19 protein-coding genes are annotated in these 20,167 nt (G+C 65.6%); 12 read left to right on the forward strand and 7 right to left on the reverse strand.

Going from position 1 to position 20,167, the window contains the following annotated elements:
• The first annotated feature begins 71 nt into the window (after positions 1–71).
• The gene (locus HOP53_RS18610) at positions 72–1,781 is read left to right on the forward strand and encodes a DUF945 family protein (protein WP_234271386.1); all 1,710 of its coding nucleotides are present in this window, start codon (positions 72–74) and stop codon (positions 1,779–1,781) included.
• Positions 1,782–1,824: 43 nt separating this feature from the next.
• Here the strand turns inward: HOP53_RS18610 and HOP53_RS18615 are convergent, their stop codons facing one another.
• Positions 1,825–2,427, reverse strand: a complete 603-nt coding sequence (locus tag HOP53_RS18615; RefSeq protein ID WP_234271387.1) for a phosphatase PAP2 family protein — start codon at positions 2,425–2,427, stop codon at positions 1,825–1,827.
• A gap of 99 nt (positions 2,428–2,526) precedes the next feature.
• Here HOP53_RS18615 and HOP53_RS18620 point away from each other — a divergent pair, with 99 nt between their 5' ends.
• A complete protein-coding gene (locus HOP53_RS18620; protein WP_234271388.1) occupies positions 2,527–3,393 on the forward strand; it encodes a DUF72 domain-containing protein in 867 nt (288 codons plus the stop codon).
• Positions 3,394–3,523: 130 nt separating this feature from the next.
• A complete protein-coding gene (locus tag HOP53_RS18625) occupies positions 3,524–4,870 on the forward strand; it encodes a sodium-dependent transporter (protein ID WP_234271389.1) in 1,347 nt (448 codons plus the stop codon).
• Positions 4,871–4,959: 89 nt separating this feature from the next.
• Here the strand turns inward: HOP53_RS18625 and HOP53_RS18630 are convergent, their stop codons facing one another.
• The gene (locus HOP53_RS18630) at positions 4,960–5,160 is read right to left on the reverse strand and encodes a PA3496 family putative envelope integrity protein (protein WP_234271390.1); all 201 of its coding nucleotides are present in this window, start codon (positions 5,158–5,160) and stop codon (positions 4,960–4,962) included.
• A 193-nt stretch (positions 5,161–5,353) separates the two neighbouring features.
• Here HOP53_RS18630 and hexR point away from each other — a divergent pair, with 193 nt between their 5' ends.
• The 3 genes from hexR (at position 5,354) to HOP53_RS18645 (ending at position 9,866) form a co-directional block, all read left to right on the forward strand.
• Positions 5,354–6,217, forward strand: coding sequence for a transcriptional regulator HexR (hexR, locus tag HOP53_RS18635; protein WP_234271391.1), 864 nt, complete (start codon positions 5,354–5,356; stop codon positions 6,215–6,217).
• 209 nt (positions 6,218–6,426) lie between these two features.
• Entirely contained in the window at positions 6,427–8,634 is a 2,208-nt protein-coding gene (gene uvrD / locus HOP53_RS18640) for a DNA helicase II (protein WP_234271392.1), read from the forward strand.
• Between the two features lie 143 nt (positions 8,635–8,777).
• Positions 8,778–9,866, forward strand: a complete 1,089-nt coding sequence (locus HOP53_RS18645; RefSeq protein WP_234271393.1) for a TRAP transporter substrate-binding protein — start codon at positions 8,778–8,780, stop codon at positions 9,864–9,866.
• 58 nt (positions 9,867–9,924) lie between these two features.
• On the opposite strand, the gene HOP53_RS18650 is transcribed toward HOP53_RS18645, so the two are convergent.
• On the reverse strand, positions 9,925–10,332 hold the full coding sequence (locus HOP53_RS18650; protein ID WP_234271394.1) for an acyl-CoA thioesterase: 408 nt from the start codon (positions 10,330–10,332) through the stop codon (positions 9,925–9,927).
• Between the two features lie 154 nt (positions 10,333–10,486).
• On the opposite strand from HOP53_RS18650, the gene HOP53_RS18655 reads away from it, so the two are divergent.
• Genes HOP53_RS18655 through cysZ form a run of 6 tightly spaced genes read left to right on the forward strand, consistent with a single transcriptional unit; the run spans position 10,487 to position 16,491 of the window.
• The gene (locus tag HOP53_RS18655) at positions 10,487–11,449 is read left to right on the forward strand and encodes a PstS family phosphate ABC transporter substrate-binding protein (RefSeq protein WP_234271395.1); all 963 of its coding nucleotides are present in this window, start codon (positions 10,487–10,489) and stop codon (positions 11,447–11,449) included.
• 45 nt (positions 11,450–11,494) lie between these two features.
• Positions 11,495–12,628: an ABC transporter permease subunit gene (locus tag HOP53_RS18660; RefSeq protein ID WP_234271396.1), complete on the forward strand. Its 1,134-nt coding sequence runs from the start codon at positions 11,495–11,497 to the stop codon at positions 12,626–12,628.
• A complete protein-coding gene (gene pstA / locus HOP53_RS18665; RefSeq protein WP_234271397.1) occupies positions 12,625–14,169 on the forward strand; it encodes a phosphate ABC transporter permease PstA in 1,545 nt (514 codons plus the stop codon). Before HOP53_RS18660 ends, pstA begins: the two co-directional genes overlap by 4 nt.
• Positions 14,170–14,186: 17 nt before the next feature.
• Positions 14,187–15,002, forward strand: a complete 816-nt coding sequence (gene pstB / locus HOP53_RS18670; RefSeq protein ID WP_103968774.1) for a phosphate ABC transporter ATP-binding protein PstB — start codon at positions 14,187–14,189, stop codon at positions 15,000–15,002.
• A 23-nt stretch (positions 15,003–15,025) separates the two neighbouring features.
• Entirely contained in the window at positions 15,026–15,754 is a 729-nt protein-coding gene (phoU, locus tag HOP53_RS18675; protein ID WP_234271398.1) for a phosphate signaling complex protein PhoU, read from the forward strand.
• Positions 15,755–15,759: 5 nt separating this feature from the next.
• The gene (gene cysZ / locus HOP53_RS18680) at positions 15,760–16,491 is read left to right on the forward strand and encodes a sulfate transporter CysZ (protein WP_234271399.1); all 732 of its coding nucleotides are present in this window, start codon (positions 15,760–15,762) and stop codon (positions 16,489–16,491) included.
• Between the two features lie 28 nt (positions 16,492–16,519).
• Here the strand turns inward: cysZ and phoR are convergent, their stop codons facing one another.
• From phoR to HOP53_RS18700, 4 genes are all read right to left on the reverse strand, one after another.
• Positions 16,520–17,839 carry a phosphate regulon sensor histidine kinase PhoR gene (gene phoR, locus HOP53_RS18685; RefSeq protein ID WP_234271400.1) on the reverse strand — a complete coding sequence of 440 codons (1,320 nt, stop codon included), beginning with the start codon at positions 17,837–17,839 and terminating at the stop codon, positions 16,520–16,522.
• A gap of 1 nt (position 17,840) precedes the next feature.
• Positions 17,841–18,530 (reverse strand): phosphate regulon transcriptional regulator PhoB, encoded by a 690-nt coding sequence (gene phoB / locus HOP53_RS18690; RefSeq protein ID WP_234271401.1) that lies wholly within the window; start codon positions 18,528–18,530, stop codon positions 17,841–17,843.
• An 83-nt stretch (positions 18,531–18,613) separates the two neighbouring features.
• Positions 18,614–19,507 carry a 4-hydroxybenzoate octaprenyltransferase gene (gene ubiA, locus HOP53_RS18695; protein ID WP_234271402.1) on the reverse strand — a complete coding sequence of 298 codons (894 nt, stop codon included), beginning with the start codon at positions 19,505–19,507 and terminating at the stop codon, positions 18,614–18,616.
• 29 nt (positions 19,508–19,536) lie between these two features.
• The gene (locus HOP53_RS18700) at positions 19,537–20,100 is read right to left on the reverse strand and encodes a chorismate--pyruvate lyase family protein (protein ID WP_422677628.1); all 564 of its coding nucleotides are present in this window, start codon (positions 20,098–20,100) and stop codon (positions 19,537–19,539) included.
• Positions 20,101–20,167 lie beyond the last annotated feature (67 nt).

The raw sequence follows: 20,167 nt of genomic DNA on the forward strand, positions 1-20,167 counted from the left end.
CAACAAGTCATTACAAGGCACTTGTTGCTGCCTGATTTCAATTAAACGAAGAACGAGAAAAGGACATCGACTTGGGGAACGGACAGAAACGTCAGGGAAGTTTCCTGAAACGCTTGCTGGTGATCGGCGCAGGGCTCGTGCTTGTGGTGGGTTTGGGAGCCCCCTATTGGTTGGGCCAGCAGGTGGAAAAGCATTACGCCGACTATCTGCAACAGTTGCAGCGCTTCGGTTATATACAGGTCGAGAACCTGGTTTATGAACGTAACTGGTTTCAAGCCGGTGCCAGCTATGAACTCATCATGGAGCCTGAACTTGCGCAGGCGTATGAGCGTCTCCTTGGCGCAGAAATGGGGCTGTCGTTCGACGGAGAGCCGCTCAGGATAGTCGTCAACGACCGCATCACCCACGGCCCCTTCATGGGCGCTCTGGCCACCTTCGAGGGGCGAGCCGAGGCGTCGGGCTGGCTGTTCGAGCAGGCGATCCAACTGGTAGAAGACGAGGCTTTCACCCGCTATGCCGGCAGGGTCGGCTTCGACCAGATGGTCGAGGGCGAGTGGGAGCCCATGGCGGTAACGCTGGCCTCGGGTCCGCTACTCGATGATCTCGGTGTGGAGATACGTTACGAGGGCGAGTACCTGGGCGGTGAGTTCCGCTACGACCCAGACTCGGGTGAGTATCGCAGTACGAATCGTCTGGGGCAGTCCCGGTTGGTGGAGCCCTCGGCCGTTCACACCTTCGAGGGCTCAACCACCGATCTGATGATTTCTTTCCCCCAGGGAGTGCTGCGCGAAATCACGCTGCGCTCGGACGATGCGCCGCTGTCGACGCAGAGCCGCGATCTGCAAGAGGTGAGCAACTACCGCATCGAAGGGCAGAGTATCGAGGTCAAGTTCCTGTTCGACGACCAGGGCCGCTTCGCTGACCTGATGGCGCACTTCGAGATGCAGGGGTTCGAATCCGAAGCGCCCGACCTCTATCTCACCATGGATGGTCTGGCAGCCGATTTCACGGCGACTCGCCATGGCGATAGCAGCTGGTATGGCCAACTGGGCCTCAGTCTCGACGGCCTGGCGGTGCGCGAGCAGTACTCGCCGGGCTTTACCGCGCAAAGCGCCACGGTCCGTCTGGGGCTGGTGCCGGAATCCGAGGCACGCTTCCAGCTGGCGCAGCTGTGGGCGGCCGAGGGGCTACAGATTCAAGGCCTGGAAGAGTCGATCGCCTTCCATGTTGAGTCCAGCTACGGGAAGCTGTCGCGCACCGAGTACGACACCCTGTGGAGCTTGATCTACGAAGCCATTGCCAGCTTCCAGTGGGACGATCCTGAGGCCCTGCTGCCCATTTTCGAGCGCATGGAGGAGGCCGGCGAGGCGCTGATGGCGGGCCGATCCGTACTCACCATCAAGCCGGCGTCGTTCAGCATGGGCGATGCGGACATCGCCCTGGCGCTGGAAGCCGACCTGCTGCTTCAGGACATTGCCGGTTTTGACGACAGCTCTCTGCTCGATGCGGAAAACCGCCTGGACCTGAGCGTGGAGGCTTCCGCCATGCTGTTGCATCGGGTGACCCGTGAAGTTCTGCGTCAGCAGTACAACGGCATGCTGTCGGGCAATGAGCTCGATGCCATGGCCAAGGAGGTGGTGACCGGAAGCGTGGAGCCGATGCTCGAGATGGGCGTCGTTCGCCGCGAGCAGGACGGGAGCTACACCTTGAAGGTGCAGCTACAGGACGGCCAGCTGCTGGTGAACGGCGAACCCGGCGAGTGGCTGCTGGGGCAGTTCTGAGTCACACCGAAGCTACGTTGAACTCTGCGGCAGGGTGGCGCGCTCAGCGCACCACCCAGCCGCGGCGAATCAACGGCGAGAACAGCAGTCGATAGAGCCGCATGGCCACCCGGTGATAGAAGGGCAGAATCAGCCAGCTGCGGCTGACGCCTACCAGCGTGGCCATCGCAGCCGCCAGTATCAGGGCGCCCAGCATGTCCTGGGGGAAATGTACGCCGAGGAACACCCGCGCCCAGGCTACCGGTAGTGCCAGCAGCAGCAGGTAGCGCCCGATCCGCCGGGTGCCGGCATGCAGCAGCAGGCTGAAGGCCATGGTCAGCATGATAGTGGCGTGGTTGCTGGGAAATGCCGGGGTCGGAGCGTGTTCCAGGAAGGTCTGTCCCACGGGCATCATGAAAGGCCGTGGCGTCGGCCATAGCCAGCCGATCATCCAGCTCGCCGCCAGGGCGAGCAGAGTAGCGATGAAGGCCTCCCACAGCGGGCGTTTCAGGCGCTCACTGCCGCGTAGCCAGCCAATGACCAGCAGAGCCGGCACCAGCCAGATCAAGTATACGGCGAAGACTTCCGCCATCAACAGCAGCCGTGGGTCGCTGCCGGGCGCCGCGTTGAGTTGGGCGAACAGGGCAAGGTTGAGTGTCGTTTCCATGGGCTAGGTGCGCTGGGCGCTCTTCCTTGTTCATTATGGAGCAGGCAGCCATGCTGCCATTCGCCGGGCGGCGTTTCCGATTAATTTTGTTACAGGAGCATGACAAGGTTGTCCAGACTGTATCTGGGTTTGGCGATGTGGGCCAATCCCGACTGGTGTGGCTCCCTGTACCCACCCTATGGCGGCCAGGAGGGTTGGCTGAGCGACTATGCGCGGGTGTTCAACGCGGTGGAGGGCAACACGACCTTCTACAGCGGGGCGCCCCGGGCCGAGACGGTGGCTGGCTGGTTGCGCCAGGCGCCTGCTGGTTTCCGTTTCTGCTTCAAGCTGCCGGCGGCACTGACCCACGAGCGCCGGCTCGAGGGTGTCGAAGCGGACTTCGATGCCTTCGTCGAGGCGCTCTCTCCACTGCACGATCGCTTGGGTCCTCTGCTCGTCCAGTTGCCTCGGGACTTCGGCCCTGACCTGCTGCCCCGCCTCGCAGCGCTGCTGGAGCGCTGGCCTGCGACGATCCCCTGCGCCGTGGAGGTCCGGCATCCTGAATTTTTCCACAAGGGGGCGGCCGAGGTTGCTCTCAACCGCCTGTTGATAACTCATGGTGCCAACCGCGTCATGCTCGACGTGCGGCCGCTGTTCTCGACCCCGGCAACGGGCAGCCCTGCGCTTGCACAAGCGCAGAGTGAAAAGCCACGCTGCCCATTACACGTGCTTTCCACGGGAAATGAGCCGCTTGTCCGCTTTATCGGACACCTCGATGAGAAGATCAACCTCAGCTACTTCCGGCCCTGGATCGACCAGCTAAAGCTGTGGATAAAACAGGGGAAAACCCCTTTTCTCTTTGTGCATACCGCGAATAACCGACAGGCCCCCGAGCTCGCTCGCCGACTCCATGGCGAGCTGATCGCCCCTCTCGACCAAGCGCCGCTCAACGACTTCGCCGGCGAGCGTCAAGCCACGCTGTTTTGAATCCACCGCCGCTGGCCTTCGAGCGTATGATCGGATAGATTTGCCACCATTCGGTGCAAATACCCATCGTTTTTCCGGGTTTTTGCGCTTGAGACAGATCAACAATCCGATACATAACAACAGGTGACTCATGTCTAAACTCGTCCATGCGCAGTGGTCATCGAAGATGACCTTCGTGCTGGCGGCCGCCGGGTCGGCCGTCGGGCTAGGCAACATCTGGCGCTTCTCCTACATGGTGGGAGACAACGGTGGCGCCGCTTTCGTACTCGTCTATCTGGCCTGCGTGGCCGTGGTGGGTCTTCCCGTGCTGGTGGCCGAGTGGTTGATCGGCCGGCGGGGCCAGAAGAACCCGATCAACGCCATGGCTGAGCTGGCCGGCAAGAACGCCCAGCCCAAGGCGTGGGCACTGGTGGGTGCCAGCGGCGTGCTGGCAGCCTTCCTGATCCTCTCCTTCTATAGCGTGATCGGCGGCTGGTCGCTCTCCTATACCCTGGGGTCGGTCACCGGTACCTTTACCGGCCAGGATGCCGACGGCGTCGGCGCCATCTTCGAGGGCTTACTGGGTAACCCCTTGCTGTTGCTGCTGTGGCACACCGCCTTCATGGCGCTGGTGGTGTGGATCGTGGCACGCGGCGTGGTCAAGGGGCTGGAGGGTGCGGTACGCACCATGATGCCGGCGCTGGTGGTGCTGATGGTGGTGCTGGTCGGCTACGGCATGACCACCGGTCATTTCGGCGAGGCGCTGGCCTTCATGTTCCGCCCCGACTGGGGCGCGCTCTCCGGCGACGTGGTGCTGGCCGCCATGGGCCAGGCCTTCTTCACCCTGTCGCTGGGCATGGGCATCATGATGGCCTACGGCTCCTATCTGGGTGAGGACGTCAATCTGCTGGGCACGGCGCGCACGGTGATCATCCTGGATACCGGCATCGCCCTGCTGGCCGGCCTGGCGATCTTCCCCATCGTCTTCGCCAACGGCCTGAGTGCCGGGGAAGGCCCGGGGCTGATCTTCGTCACCCTGCCGCTGGCGTTCGGCAACATGACCGGAGGCATGCTGCTGGGGCTGATGTTCTTCCTGCTGCTGACCTTCGCCGCGCTGACTTCGGCCATCTCGCTGCTCGAGCCGGTGGTGGAATTCGTCGAGGAGCGCACGCCGCTGACGCGGGTCATGGCCACCCTGGTGAGCGCCGTGGCGGTGTGGCTGCTGGGGATTGCCGCGCTGATGTCGTTCAACGTCTGGCCCGAGCCGGTGATGTTCGGTCTCAACGTGTTCGATCTGCTGGACACCTTCACCAGCAAGATTCTGCTGCCGCTGACGGGGCTGGGCGCGATCGTCTTCGTTGCCTGGTGTCTGGATCGCCGCAGCGTGGCCGCGGAGCTGAATCTGACCGGCGGTAGCGAGCAGGTGTGGCTGGTGGTGGCGCGCTACGTGGCGCCGCTGGGGGTGATACTGGTGTTCGTCAACTCCCTGTTGGGATGACCCCGGGTTTATTGGGGGGACGAGCCCACCTGGCCCCGCATGCCGGGGCCGAATTACCTGCTTGTTGCGGCCGCCGCTGGGCGGCCGCTTCAGTGTCTTTCGTCGTCGACCAGGTCGGCGATGTCCCGCTCCAGCTGCTTGAACTCCTGGTGCAGCTCGATTCCGCGGCGGGCGCGCAGGTTTCGCTGGGCGGCGCTGCGAGAGCGCTTCTCATGCTCGGCGACGTTGATGCTCATGAAGATGTCGAGAAGTTCATTCTTGACGGAAGTGACTCGTTCGACCTTACTCATGATCGACCCTCCCTTCTTCTTCTGTGCCTTATCTTCGTCTGTACGGCAAGATCAAATCACAGCATCTTTACTATACCCTACTTGACAGAATGATGACGAAGTGGGCCATTCCACGCTGTGGAGCGAAACTCCCCCAAGCGAGTCGGGATCGTGCATACTGAGATTCTGCGTTCGTCAAACCAAGGAGTTCAGCGTGAGCCGCGCCCTGTTCGATGAAATGAGACGCCGCATGGAGCTTTTCCGCCGCTCCGAGCAGAAAGTGGCGCGCTTCGTGCTGCGCAATCCCGAAGAAGTCATTCACATGCGTATCGTCGATCTGGCCACCGAGGCCAAGGTCAGCGAGCCGACCGTGGTGCGCTTCTGCCGGGCGCTGGGCTGCAACGGTTTCCAGGACTTCAAGCTCAAGCTGGCGCAGATGCTGGCTTCGGGCAGCCAGTTCGCCCAGTTCTCGATGAACGACGACGACTCCGTCGCCGAGTTCTCCCAGAGCATCTTCGACTCCACCGTGGGCACCCTGTTGTCGGTGCGCGACCGCCTCGACAACGAGGCCCTGAGCCGGGCGATCCAGGCGCTGGCCATGGCCAACCGGGTCGAGTTCTACGGCTTCGGCGCCTCCGGGGCGGTGGCCTTCGATGCCCAGCACAAGTTCTTCCGTCTGCAGATCTCCACCGCGGCCTACGCCGACCCCCACATGCAGAACATGTCGGCGGTGACTCTCAAGGAGGGCGATGTGGTGGTGGCGATCTCCCAGACCGGACGTACCCGCGCCCTGGTGGCCAGCGTGCGCCTGGCCCGCGAGGCCGGTGCCACGGTGATCGGCCTGTGCCCCAGCGGTTCGCCGCTCTCCGAGGAGGTGACCCTGCCGCTCTACATCGACGTGCACGAGGACACCGAGATCTACACGCCGATGAGTTCGCGCGTTGCGCACCTGGTGCTGATCGACGTGCTCGCCGTGGGCGTGGCCAAGACCCGCGGACCGAAGCTCGCCGAGCAGCTCAAGGCGGTCAAGAAGAGCCTGACGCCGTTGAGGTTTCCGGAGCAGGAAGGCAAACCCTGAGGAAAGGCTGATTTATTGCTGCGCTCGGGCCCTTGTGAAGACAGCTGGCCGCCGGCGGTGCCGATGCGTCGGACCGTCGCTCTTAGCTTGTCATGGGGCGCCGGCGGAACAGCCGCGAACGATGACTTTCGGCGTGTAGCGCCGCTCATGTCGAGGCGGGCGGATATGCTAAGCTGGGCGCTCATTTTTTCCAGCGGCAGACCCCTTCCATGGACGACGTCACGGCGATTCTCGATCAGTTGAACCCGGCCCAGCGCGAGGCGGTGAGCGCCCCCCAGGGCAACATGCTGGTGCTGGCCGGAGCCGGCTCCGGCAAGACCCGGGTGCTGGTGCATCGCATCGCCTGGCTGATGCAGGCCGAGGGGCTCTCGCCCTACGCCGTCCTCGCCGTGACCTTTACCAACAAGGCGGCCCGCGAGATGCGCACGCGGCTCGAGGCGCTGCTGGGGCTGTCGCTGCGCAACGTCTGGGTCGGCACCTTCCACTCCATTGCCCATCGCCTGTTGCGCACCCACTGGCAGGACGCACGGCTGCCGCAGCATTTCCAGATCATCGACTCCGACGATCAGCTACGCCTGATCAAGCGCCTGCTCAAGGATCACCAGATCGATGACGAGCGCTACCCGCCGCGCCAGGTGCAGTACTTCATCTCCGGCTGCAAGGAGGAGGGGCTGCGCCCGCATCAGGTCGACGTGCACGGTGACGCCTACATGGCCCAGATGGTCGAGCTCTACGAGCGTTACCAGCTCACCTGCGAGCGCGGCGGTCTGGTCGACTTCGGCGAGCTGCTGCTCAGGAGCCTGGAGCTGCTTCGCGATACCCCGGCGTTGCTGGCTCACTACCAGGAGCGCTTCGCCCATGTGCTGGTCGACGAGTTCCAGGACACCAACACCCTGCAGTACGCCTGGCTCAAGCTGCTCACCGGCATGAAGACCCCAATGACCGTGGTCGGCGACGACGACCAGTCGATCTACGGCTGGCGCGGCGCGCGGATCGAGAACATCCGTCGCTTCGAGCAGGAGTTCCCAGGCACCCATACCGTGCGCCTGGAGCAGAACTACCGCTCCACCAGCGCTATTCTCGATGCCGCCAACGCCCTGATCAGCCACAACGCCGAGCGCATGGGCAAGGAGCTGTGGACGGCCGGCGCCCGCGGCGAGCCGATCTCGGTCTATGCCGGCTTCAATGACCTGGACGAAGCGCGCTTCATCGTCGACACCATCAGGGAGAAGGTCGACGAGGGTTACCGGCGTCGCGACGTGGCCATCCTCTATCGGTCCAATGCCCAGTCGCGGGTGCTCGAGGAAACCCTGATCCGCCAGGGCATGCCCTATCGCATCTATGGCGGTCATCGCTTCTACGAGCGGCTGGAGATCAAGAACGCCCTGGCCTACCTGCGTCTGCTGCTCAACCGCGACGACGACGCTTCGCTGGAGCGCATCATCAACGTGCCGCCGCGGGGCATCGGCACCCGTACCGTGGAGCAGCTGCGCGAGCGGGCGCGTGTGGCCGGGGTGTCGCTGTGGCAGGCACTGCACGATGGTCTGGCCGACGGTTCGCTGAAGGGACGCGCCGGGGCGTCGCTGCAGCTCTTCGCCGATCTCATCGAAGTGCTCGACAACGACACCGCCGGCCTGAGGCTGCACGAGATCATCGATCATGTGAACGAGCGCTCCGGGCTGGTCGAGCATCATCGCAACGAGAAGGGCGAGAAGGGACAAGCCCGCGTCGAGAACCTGGAAGAGCTGATCAACGCTGCCCGCGCCTTCACCCAGGGCGAATCCTTCGATCCGCCCGAGGCCGGCGAGGGCGCTGTGGCGCTGGAGGCCTTCCTCGCCGAGGCGGCGCTCAACGCCGGCGAACACGAGGCCGACGAGTTCGAGGACAGCGTACAGCTGATGACCCTGCACTCGGCCAAGGGGCTGGAGTTTCCTGTGGTGTTCATTGCCGGGGTCGAAGAGGGGCTGTTCCCGCACAAGATGTCACTGGAGGAGCCCGGTCGTCTGGAGGAGGAGCGGCGGCTGTGCTACGTCGGCCTGACCCGTGCCATGCGCAAGCTCTACCTCACGCATTCGGAGATTCGCCGCCTGCACGGCAAGGAGACCTTCCAGCGGCCGTCGCGCTTTTTGCGCGAGATCCCCGCCGAGTATCTGGAGGAGGTGCGGCTGCGTGGGCAGATCTCGCGGCCGGTGACGGCCATGCGTCCGGCGGTGGGGCTGTCGCGTCAGACCTCGGTCGACGGCGGCGACGACCTGCCCAGCCTGAGTCTCGGCCAGCGGGTGCACCACCCCGTCTTCGGCGAGGGGGTGATTCTCAACGCCGAGGGCGAGGGCGCGCGGGCCCGGGTGCAGGTCAGCTTCGAGGGCGAGGGCGACAAGTGGCTGGTGCTGGGGTTTGCCAAGCTCACTCCATTATAGAGAGCTCAGCGTATTCCTGGGTACGTTGACGTCTACGTCAAAAGCCGCGCTTGCTGCCCAAATTGCCATTAAGCATACTCACTGGCGGACACATCGCGCTTGATTAGACGCGACTCAGAATAACCACCTGGAGTCATGCCAGCATGCAACGCCGTAAATTCCTCAAGACCGCCGGCCTCGGTGCTGCCGGCGTCGTCGCTGCCCCCTTCGTCTCCACCGCCAAGGCGCAGGAAACCATCACCTGGGACATGGTCACCTCCTGGCCGACCAACTTCCCGGCCCTGGGTACCGGTGCCAATGCATTCGCGCAGCGTATCGAACAGCTCTCCAACGGCCGCATGCGCGTGCGCGTGCACGGTGCCGGCGAGCTGGTACCGGCCATGGAAGTGTTCGATGCCGTGGCCGCCGGCACCGCCGAGATGGGCCATTCCGCTTCCTACTACTGGCGCGGCAAGGTCGCCGCTTCGCAGTTCTTTACCGCTGTGCCCTTCGGCATGAACACCACCGAAATGAACGCCTGGCTCTATCACGGTGGCGGTCAGGAGCTGTGGGACGAGATCTACGCCAAGCACAACCTGAAGCCGTTCGCCGTGGGCAACACCGGGGCCCAGATGGCCGGCTGGTTCAAGCGCGAGATCAACTCGCTGGCCGATATGCAGGGCATTCGCCTGCGCCTGCCGGGCCTGGCCGGCGAGGCCATGAACGGCATCGGCGTGACCACCGTCAACATGCCGGGTGGCGAGATCTTCACCTCCATGCAGACCGGCGTGCTCGACGCCGCCGACTGGGTCGGCCCCTACAACGACATGGCCTTCGGCCTGCACCAGGTGGCCGATTACTACTACACCTCGCCGTGGAACGAGCCGACCGCCGTGCTCGAAGGAACCGTCAACCTGGACGCCTGGAACGCCCTGCCCGACGACCTCAAGGCCGTGGTTCGCGAAGCCGCCAAGGCGTCCAACCTGGATATGATAAGCGAGTTCGCCTATCGCAACGCTCAGGCGCTGGCCACCCTGGTGGAGGAGCATGGCGTGCAGCTGCGCACCTTCCCGCAGGACGTCATCGAGGCGCTCTACGAGTCGTCGCAGCAGGTCATCCAGCAGCAGGTGGAGAACGACCCCGACTCGGCCAAGGTCTACGAGTCCTACCGCGCGTTCCAGGCGCTGGTGCGGCCGTTCAGCGACGTGGGCGAGTACGAGTATCTCAAGACCCGCGACACCATCGTCAGCTGATCGACGACGTCGAAAGCAGCGAGGGCGCCTATTGGCGCCCTCGCTGCGTTGGAGGATCTCAGCCGGTCTGACGTACCGCGCGGATGCGCCCCTTGTCGTCCAGCGCCACCATCACGAAGCGGGCCTCAGTGACCTTGTGCAGTTCGCTGCTCTCGCGTTCGTGGAGCTGTCGGATCCAGACTTCGACGTCGATCTTGATCGAACTGTGGCCGATCTCGCGCACGGCAGTGAAGATGTTGACCATCGAGCCGACACGCACCGGACACAGGAAGTCCATGGTCTCGATGGCCACGGTGGCAGTGCGACCACGCGCCTCACGGCCCGCCGCCAGCTCGGCGGCCTGGTCCATGTGGCGCACCAGCCAGCCACCGGGGATGTCGCCATAGAGGTTGGTATCCTGGCGATCGGCCAGCAGTTTGAGTGTCAATTGCCCCTGGGGCGCGGGAACGTCGTCGAGGTCGGTCATGGAATGTCGTATGCTCGGCTTGTTGTTGTGGGCGGCGATATTGCGTTGCAGCGCTTGCTGGGGGCCATCTTATACGCCAAGCCCGGGCCTCACCAGCGCTGCGACAAGCCGTCACTCGTGAGCTATCGTCCCAGTCCGCGGCAAGGAGCCTCTCATGATCCCTTTCGGCAAGGCGCGTGGTCGGCGCAGGCTATGGCACAGCGCTTTGGCGCTGCTGTTGGCCTGGGCCATGTCCACGGCCCACGGCGATGAGCCGGTGGGTACGCTCGGCGTGGTGGGCTCCGACACCATGGCCGGGCTGATGCTGCGCTGGGGCGAACAGCTCAGCGAGCGCCATCCGGGCATTCGCCTGCAGCTCCAGGCCAGCGGCTCGGCCAGTGCTCCCACGGCGCTGGCGGCCGGCACCACCCGACTCGGGCCAATGTCGCGGGCCATGAGCGACAGCGAGCGTGAGGCCTTCCACCAACGGCACGGTTATCCGGTGCTGGAAGTGGAGGTGGCACGAGACGCTCTGGCGGTCATCGTGCACCGTCACCATGCGCTGGAGTCGCTGCGGCTGGAGGAGATCGACGCCATCTTCTCGACCACGCGCCGCTGCGGTGGCGACGAGGCGATCCTGCGCTGGGAGCAGCTCGGCGTCGCGGGGCGAGGGGGCAGGATCGAGCTCAACGGGCGCAATCCCGCCTCCGGCAGCTTTGGCCTGTTCCGCCAGCAGGCCCTGTGTGGCGGCAGCTACAGCCCACGGCTCAACGAGCACCCGGGCTCTGCCGCCGTGGTGGCGGCGGTCACCGAGAGCCGCGAGGCCATCGGCTATGTCGGACTCAATCATCTGACTCCCGGAGTCAAGGCTCTCGCCATCGAGGATGGCGAGGGGCGCCGACATGCCCCCGCTGCCGAAACGGTGCGCCAGGGCGAGTACCCGCTTGGCCGTGCGCTCTTTCTCTACGTCAACCTCCCCCCCGGAGAGGCGCTCGCCGGGCCGGAGCGGGCCCTGCTGGATCTCATTCTGTCTTCTCAGGGGCAGCGTACGGTCGCCGAGATGGGCTTCGTGGCGCTGGCGGAGGAGCATCTGACCGCCCAACGTGAGCTGCTGGGCCTCGACGTCACGCGGCCCTGAGCGCGTGTCACGAAACTGTCATCAAGCCGCTATAGGCTGCCGATCATGATAGAGCCCCCAAATCTCGCTTCCGCTCCCCGCTCGCCCTGGCGCCGACGTTTCGATCGACTGGCCACGGGGCTCATCGCGGCGGGCGGTATCGGCGTGATCGTGGCCGTCATGGCGATCGGCGCTTTTCTCGTCGTCGAAGTGTTGCCGGTCCTGCTCGCTGGCCGGCTGGACATGGAGCGGGTGCGGGTTGCGCTGACGCCAATGGCCTGGGGGACGCTGAAGGCGGCCCTATGGGCGATGCTCTTTGCCGTGCCGCTGGCGCTGGGGGCCGCCATTCATTCGGCGCTGTTCATGACCCAGCGCTTGCGTAGCCGCATGAAACCGACTCTGGAGATGATGGAGGCCATGCCGGGCGTGGTGGTCGGCTTCGTGGCCGGGCTGGTCATGGCCCCCTGGGTCGAGCGTCATCTGGCCGGCGTCCTGACGCTCATGCTGGCGTTGCCCCTGGGGGTGCTGCTGGCGGCGGGCCTCTGGCGCCGCTTGCCGTCGGGCTGGCGGCGTGGGCTGTCGTTGGCGCGCGCCGGGCTGTGGCTCGTTCCCTGGCTGCTGCTGCTGGCGCTGGTGACCTTTGCCCTCGCCCCCTGGCTCGAAGGGCTGCTGTTCGGCGGTGACCTGCGGGTGTGGCTGGATCGTGAACTGGGGCTCGACTATTCCACGCGCAATGCCATGATCGTGGGCGTGGCCATGGGCTTTGCCGTCATGCCCAGCATCTATGCCCTGGCCGAGGATGCGCTCTCCGGCGTACCGAGCCGACTCGGCGAGGGCGCCCACGCACTGGGTGCCACCCGCTGGCAGACGCTGTGGCGGGTGGTGCTGCCGGCGGCGTCGCCGGGTATCTTCGCGGCGGTGATGATCGGTACCGGTCGCGCCGTGGGCGAGACCATGATCGTGCTGATGGCCAGCGGCAACGCCGCGCTGATGAGCTTGAGCCCGTTCGAGGGCATGCGCAGCATGGCGGCCGGTATCGCCGTCGAACTGCCCGAGGCCGTGCCGGGCAGCGAGGCCTATGTGCTGCTGATGCTGGCGGCCCTGCTGCTGTTCCTGTTCACCTTCCTGGTCAACACCTTGGCCGAGGTGGTACGCAGTCGCCTGAGGCGGCGTTATCGCTGGCTGGGTGGTGCGGCATGAGGCGCCGGCTGGCGCGCTCGGAAGGGCCCTGGGCCTGGCTGGCCGCCGGCAGCGTGGCGCTGTCGCTGCTGATGCTGGGAGGGTTGCTGTTGTTGCTGGCCGTACGCGGCTTGGGGCACTTCTGGCCCGTCTCGGTGACGCTCGTCGAGCTGGAGGATGGCCGTCTGCTGGCGGGACAGGCGGTGCGCGAGTTGCCGCTGGAACATCGAGCCGGGCGCGAGCGGCTCTACTTCACCGGCAATCGTGATCTGGACGGCCATGTCTGGCACTGGCTGCCGGTGGATAGCATCGTGGCCAGCGAGCGGCCAGCCGAACTGGTGGTGCTGGAGCGCAGGCGGCACGGCGCCTTCATCGGCCGGCTGGTGGCGGTGGGGGAGTCCGATGCGCTGCCGTCGGCGCAGTCCCGTGAAGCGGCCTGGGCCCGGTTGGAGGCGCGATTGGCGGAGCTCGGGGGACTGCGTGATGAGTATGACCGGCTGCGCCGAGACGTGCTGCGACCGCTGATTCGACGCCTCGATGCCCGCCCGGACGACACGGCTGCCCGACAGGCGCTGGCCGAGGCCAATGCACGAGTGCGTGAGCTGCAGCAGGCCATGGACGGTCAGGCGGCGCTGCTTGAAAGCGTCGATGGACGGCGTCTGGTCCAGCCTCTCGACGAGGTGCTGCGCGCCTGGCAGCCCAACGCCATGTCGCTTGGCGAGAAGGCCGGGGCCTGGGCGCGAGGGGTATGGCGCTTTCTCTCCGAGGGGCCGCGGGATGGCAACACCGCGGGCGGGGTGTGGCCGGCGATCTTCGGCACCGTGCTGATGGTGCTGCTGATGTCGCTGCTGGTGACGCCCTTCGGCGTGCTGGCTGCGGTCTACCTCAACGAGGTGGCCCATCAGGGACGGCTGACGAATCTGGTGCGTATTGCGGTACGCAACCTGGCCGGGGTGCCCTCCATCGTCTATGGCGTGTTCGGGCTGGGCGTGTTCGTCTACGGTATTGGCGGCACGCTCGACGACTGGTTCTTCAGCGATGCTCTGCCGTCGCCCACCTTCGGCACCGGCGGTCTGCTGTGGGCCTCGCTGACCCTGGCGCTGCTGACCCTGCCGGTGGTGATCGTGGCCACCGAAGAGGGCCTGGCGCGGATTCCGGTGCAGCAGCGCGAGGGCGCCCTGGCGCTGGGTGCCACGCGTCTGGAGACCCTGACCCGGGTGGTGCTGCCGATGGCGGTGCCGGCCATGCTCACCGGGGTGATCCTGGCCGTGGCCCGCGCCGCCGGCGAAGTGGCGCCGCTGATGCTGGTCGGGGTGGCCAAGCTGGCACCGCAGATCCCGGTGGACGGCGAGTTTCCCTTCATCCATCTTGATCGAAAGTTTATGCATCTCGGCTATCACATCTTCGATACGGCCTTTCACGGCAACGACGTCCAGGCGGCGCTGCCGCTGGTCTATGCCACGGCGCTGCTGCTGGTCATGGTGATCCTGGTGCTTAACCTGACTGCCATATTTCTGCGGCATTATTTTCGTTCGCGCCACGGCGTGCAGCCGCGCCCATGAGGAGAAAACGCTCACCGATGACCCTACTGTCGCGATTTCAGCCGTCCGCCTCGGGTTCGATCATCGACTTCGATCCCACCGCCAGCTGCTTCGAGATCGAAGGGGTGAGTCTGGCCTATGGCGGCAAGCCGGCGCTGCGCGACATCTCCCTGCGCGTGCCGCGGCATCGGGTCACGGCGTTCATCGGGCCCTCCGGATGCGGAAAGTCGACGCTGCTGCGGCTGCTGAACCGGCTGCATGACCTCAACGAAGAGGTCAGTCACAGTGGCCGGATTCTGCTCGAAGGCGAGGACATCCACGCCCCCGAGGTGGCCGTGGACGAGCTGCGGCGGCGAGTCGGCATGGTGTTTCAGGTGCCCAACCCGTTTCCCATGTCGATCTACGAGAACGTGGCCTTCGGCCTGCGCCTGCAGGGCGGACTGACGCGCCGGCGCATGGACGACATCGTCGAGTGGGCGCTGCAGTCGGCGGCGCTGTGGGATGAGGTGAAGGATCGTTTGCGAGCATCAGCCTGGTCGCTGTCCGGCGGTCAGCAGCAGAGGTTGGTGATCGCCCGCTCGCTGGCGGTGCGCCCCGAGGTGCTGCTGCTCGACGAGCCGGCCTCGGCGCTGGATCCGATCTCCACCCTGAAGATCGAGGAGCTGATCCGCAGCCTCAAGTCGCAGCTCACGCTGATTCTGGTTACCCACAACATGCAGCAGGCGGCGCGGGTCTCCGACTACACCGCCTTCCTGCAGGATGGCCAACTGGTGGAGTACGCCCCCACCGATACTCTGTTCACCAACCCAAGTCTGCGCAGTACCGAGAACTACATCACCGGTCGTATGGCCTGATCAGGCCGCTCGAGGAGAGCACCATGGACATCACCAGCGAAACTCACAGTCAGCATATTTCCCGCCAGTTCAACCAGGAGCTGGAGGCCCTCAAGACACAACTGATGACCATGGGCGGGCTGGTCGAACAGCAGGTCCAGGAGGCGATTCAGGCGCTGCTCGAAGGCGACAGTCGCCTGGCCGAGAAGGTGCGCGACCGCGACCGTGACGTCAACGCCATGCAGCTCAAGATCGACGACGAGTGCACGCGGGTGCTGGCGCGGCGTCAGCCGGCCGCCTCCGACCTGCGCCTGGTGCTGGCGGTGATCCGTGCCACCGCCGATCTCGAGCGCATCGGCGACGAGGCGAGCAAGATCGCGCGCAACGCCCTGACCTTGATCGACAACGGCAACAACGTGCGCGGCCTGGTCGAGGTGCGCCACATCAGCGAGCACGTGCGCGGCATGCTGCGCGATGCGCTGACTGCCTTTGCCCGCTTCGACACCGAGCTGGCGCTGCGTGTGGTGCACGAGGACGAGTCGGTGGACGACGAGTACGGCAGCGCCATGCGCTCGCTGATGACCTTCATGATGGAGGACAGTCGCGCCATTGGTCCGGTGCTCAACGTGATGTGGATCCTGCGTGCCCTGGAGCGGGTCGGCGACCATGCCGACAATCTGGCCGAGTACGTGATCTATCTGGTCAAGGGCCTCGATATTCGCCACATGGACCCGGACCAGCTTGACGAGGATGCGCTCACTCGCAAGGGCTGAGGATCATGCTGGCCGCCTTCACGGCACTCAATCGCGGCACGCGGCTGGTCTATCGCCGCGGCCTGCGCCGTTACGTCTACGTGCCGATCGCCGTCAATCTGGTGGTCTACACGGCCATGCTCTACTACGTGATGACCCGCTTCGGCGGCTGGTTGGAGGCGTGGATGGCCATGGTGCCGGCCTGGCTCGGCTGGCTGGAGTGGCTGCTGTGGCCGCTGTTCGTGCTGAGTCTGGTGCTGATCGTGTTCTTCACCTTCACCCTGGTGACCCACCTGATCGCCGCGCCCTTCTACGGCTTCCTGGCGGCCAAGGTGGAGGTCCAGGTCACCGGCCGGCCGCCGCTGGACGACCGTGGTCTGGCGCGCACCGCGGTGGATGCCCTGGGCCGCGAGCTGGTCAAGCTGGGCTACATCCTGCCGCGGGCGCTGGCGCTGTTCGTGATCAGCTGGATACCCGCGCTGAACGTGTTTGCTCCCCTGCTCTGGGCCCTGTTCTCGGCCTGGATGATGGCGATCACCTATCTCGACTACCCGATGGACAACAACAAGGTGACCTTTGCCGACATGCGCCGCCGCCTCAGCGCACACGCCTGGCAGACCCTCACCTTCGGCGGCTGGGTGACGCTGATCACCTGGATCCCGCTGGCCAACCTCTTCCTGCTTCCCGGTGCCGTGGCCGGCGCCGTGCTGATGTGGGACCGCCACTATCGCGGTGAGGGGGATGTCGCCACCATCTGAGTAAGCACCCAGGGCAGTGCCGCGAGGATCAAGCGTCTGAGATGTGATTCGCTGCGGCCTCGGCCGCCACCAGCCGCTCGGCGGGGAAGACGCAGCGGAACAGCGCGCCCTGGCTGGGGCGGGATTCGATCTCCAGGTAGGCATCGTGGCGCAGCAGCACGTGCTTGACGATGGCCAGCCCCAGGCCGGTGCCGCCGGTCTCGCTGCTGCGGCCCTTGTCGACCCGGTAGAAGCGCTCGGTCAGGCGCGGGATATGGACCGGGTCGATGCCTTCGCCATCGTCCTGCACCTCGAGGCACGCCCCCTTGGGGTGTGCCTTCCAGCGCAGCACCACCTCGCTGCCCTCCGGGGTGTAGCGCACCGCGTTGAAGGCCAGGTTGGACAGCGCGCTGTGGATCTCGGTATCGCTGCCGACCAGGCGTCGGGTCTCTTCCAGCTCGACGCGCACCTGCTGGCGGCCCGCCGCCAGCGCCTGGGCGTCGCGGCGCACCTCCTCAAGCAGGGCATCCATGGCCAGCGGCAGGTGGTCCTCGCCGCTGCGGTCGATCTCCAGGCGTGATAGTAATAGCAGATCGTTGACCAGGTTCTGCATGCGGTTGGACTGCTCTTGCATGCGGGTCAGCCCCTGTGCCAGCCGCGGCGGCAGCTGCGCGGCGTAGGTGGCATAGGTCTCGAGATAGCCTGCCAGCACCGTCAGCGGGGTTCTCAGCTCATGGGAGACGTTGGCGACGAAGTCGCGGCGCATCTCCTCCAGCCGGTGCAGGCGGGTGATGTCCCGCGCCATCACCAGGCGCTCGTCGTCACCGTAGAGAGTGATCTGGAACTGCAGCACCATGCGTTCGTTCACCGGCGAACTCAGCGTCAGCGGCTCGCGGTAGTCGCGGGCATTGAAATAGGTGACGAAGCGCGGGTCGCGGATCAGGTTGGTGATGTGCTGGCCGCGGTCGTGGGCGGCCTTCAGACCCAGCATGCGCTCGGCGGCGCTGTTCCACCATTCGAGGTCGCCATGCTGGTCGAGCATCACCACGCTGTCGCGCATCGCCTCCGAGGATTCCTGGATACGCTTGAGGGTGGTCTGCAGGCGCTGCTGGGTCTGACGCTGACCCTTTTGATAGCGGTACAGGCGGTCGAACAGCTCGCCCCACAGGCCGGTGGCGGCAGGTGGTTCGCTGTGCGGGTTACGCGTGAGCCAGCGACGCAGGGCGTGCAGCTGCTTGAGATGATAGACCAGACGCAGGGCGAGCCCGAGGGCCAGCCCGAGCCCGGGGGCGGAAAACAGCCAGCCGATGAGGGTGCCGGCGACAGCAAGCAGGCCAAGGCGCCAGAGTTCATGGCTCCAGAGGCGCACGTCAGCCCTTGCTGGAGAAGCGGTAGCCGGTGCCGCGCACGGTCTGGACCAGATGCTGGTGGGCATCGCCCAGCGCCTTGCGCAGGCGGCGAATGTGCACGTCCACGGTGCGCTCCTCCACATAGACGTTGCCGCCCCACACCTGGTCGAGCAGCTGGCTGCGGGTATAGGCACGCTCCTGGTGGGTCATGAAGAACTGCAGCAGGCGGTACTCGGTCGGGCCCATCTCCAGCGGCTTGCCGTCGGAGCTGACCCGGTGGCTGACGGGGTCGAGCACCAGGCCGTCCACTTCCACCGGCTCCTCGACGCCCTTGGGCGTGGTCCGGCGCAGCACCGCCTTGAGCCGAGCCACCAGTTCGCGCGGTGAGAAGGGCTTGGTGATGTAGTCGTCGGCACCGGCTTCGAGGCCGAGGATCTTGTTGTCCTCTTCGCTCTTGGCGGTAAGCATGATGATGGGTAGTTCGCGGGTGGCTTCCTCGCGCTTGAGCCGGCGCGCCAGCTCGATGCCGCTGGTGCCGGGCATCATCCAGTCGAGCAGCAGCAGGTCGGGCTGGTTGTCGACGATCATGGCGTGGGCGCTCTGGGCATTGGCGGCTTCCAGCACGCGATAGTCGGCCATCTCCAGCGCCACCGCGATCATCTCGCGAATCGGCGCTTCGTCATCGACGATCAATACGGTCTTGGCGGTCATCCCGAGGCCTCGCGGTCAGTGACGGGTCGGTGACGATCTCACCATGTGATCATGACATTTGCATGACACCGCCGCCAGCGGCGTTAGACGCCGGTGACCGGCCACAGGCTCAGCGCGATGCCGGCGAATACCAGCAGTCCCGACCAGTGGTTGTTGAGAAAGGCCTGGAAGCAGCGCTCGCGCTCGCGACCGCGGATCAGGAACTGCTGGTGCAGGAAGGTGGCGGCCATGCCCGCCAGGCCCAGCCAGAAGAACACGCCCAGGCCCAGACGCAGCCCGGCCCAGCCCAGCAGGGCCAGGGTGACCAGCTGCAGCAGGCCGATCATGACGCGATCGGCGCGGCCGAACAGCACCGCGGTGGACTTGATGCCGATCCTCAGGTCGTCGTCGCGGTCGACCATGGCATATTCGGTGTCGTAAGCCACCGTCCAGGCCACGTTGGCGGCGAACAGCAGCCAGGCTTCCAACGGCACGTGGCCCAGCACCGCGCCGAAGGCCATGGGAATGGCCCAGGAGAATGCTGCGCCGAGGAACACTTGGGGCAGGTGGGTATAGCGCTTCATGAACGGATAGATGAAGGCCAGCACCACGCCCACCAGCGACAGCATCACGGTGAACAAGTTGGTGAACAGCACCAGCACGAATGCCGAGGCGACCAGGCCGGCGAACAGGCCCTTGGCCTCGCGCTCGCTGATGCGTCCGGTGGCCAGGGGGCGGTCCTTGGTGCGCTTGACGTGGCCGTCGAAGTGGCGATCGGCGTAGTCGTTGATCACGCAGCCCGCGGCGCGCATCAGGTAGACCCCGGCAACGAAGATCAGCAGCAAATGCCGCTCGGGCAGCCCTTGCGCAGCCACCCACAGCGCCCATAGCGTCGGCCACATCAGCAGCCAGGTGCCGATGGGCCGATCCAGCCGCATCAGGTGCAGGAAGTCGGGCAGGCGGGCCAGCCCCTTGGGGCGCATCAGGGAGCGATCCATCGGTATCTCCTCATTCGATGTCGATCATCCTAGCGTGTCGGCAGCTGCAGTTCATCCGCCATGGCGTCGAGAAAGAACTCTTGCACCAGCACCGCGAAACGGCGGTGGCGAAATACCGAGCGACGCCCCCAAGGGCCGGGCAGCGGGTGAAAGGGCGCCGGTGCGGCAGTGATCTCGATGGGGCTGCGCTCGAGGTCGGGCTGGCGGAACAGCCAGCTGCCCAGCGAGCGCTCGCCCAGTCGCTCGAGGCGCTGTCCGCGCAGCTGCGCCAGCGGGGCCACCGAGCGGGCCACCACCCAGGGACGCCCATCGAGACACAGGGCCACTTCCCGTAGCCAGGCCATGCGGTCGAGAGGCAGGCCCATGGCACGGGCCTCGTCGGGCCGCGGCCGTCCCAGACGCTGTTCGAGCAAACGCACGCGGAAGACTCGACCGTTGCCGGCTTCCATCAGACGTGCGGTGAGCGAATCGCGGGTCGCCACCCAGGCCCACCAGGCCGGGCTCATGACCGGCCGACCCGCCGCCAGAGGGCGCCAGGTCAAGGACAGGGGGAACTTGCCATGGTGCGCCGTGGGGTAGCGGGTCACCTGCACTCTCCGGTCGAAATAGGGGCGCATAGTGTACCATGCGACCTGAACGAATCTGACCGAGCCGTGGCGC

This window comes from Billgrantia ethanolica, from assembly GCF_021404305.1.
Taxonomy (GTDB): domain Bacteria; phylum Pseudomonadota; class Gammaproteobacteria; order Pseudomonadales; family Halomonadaceae; genus Halomonas; species Halomonas ethanolica.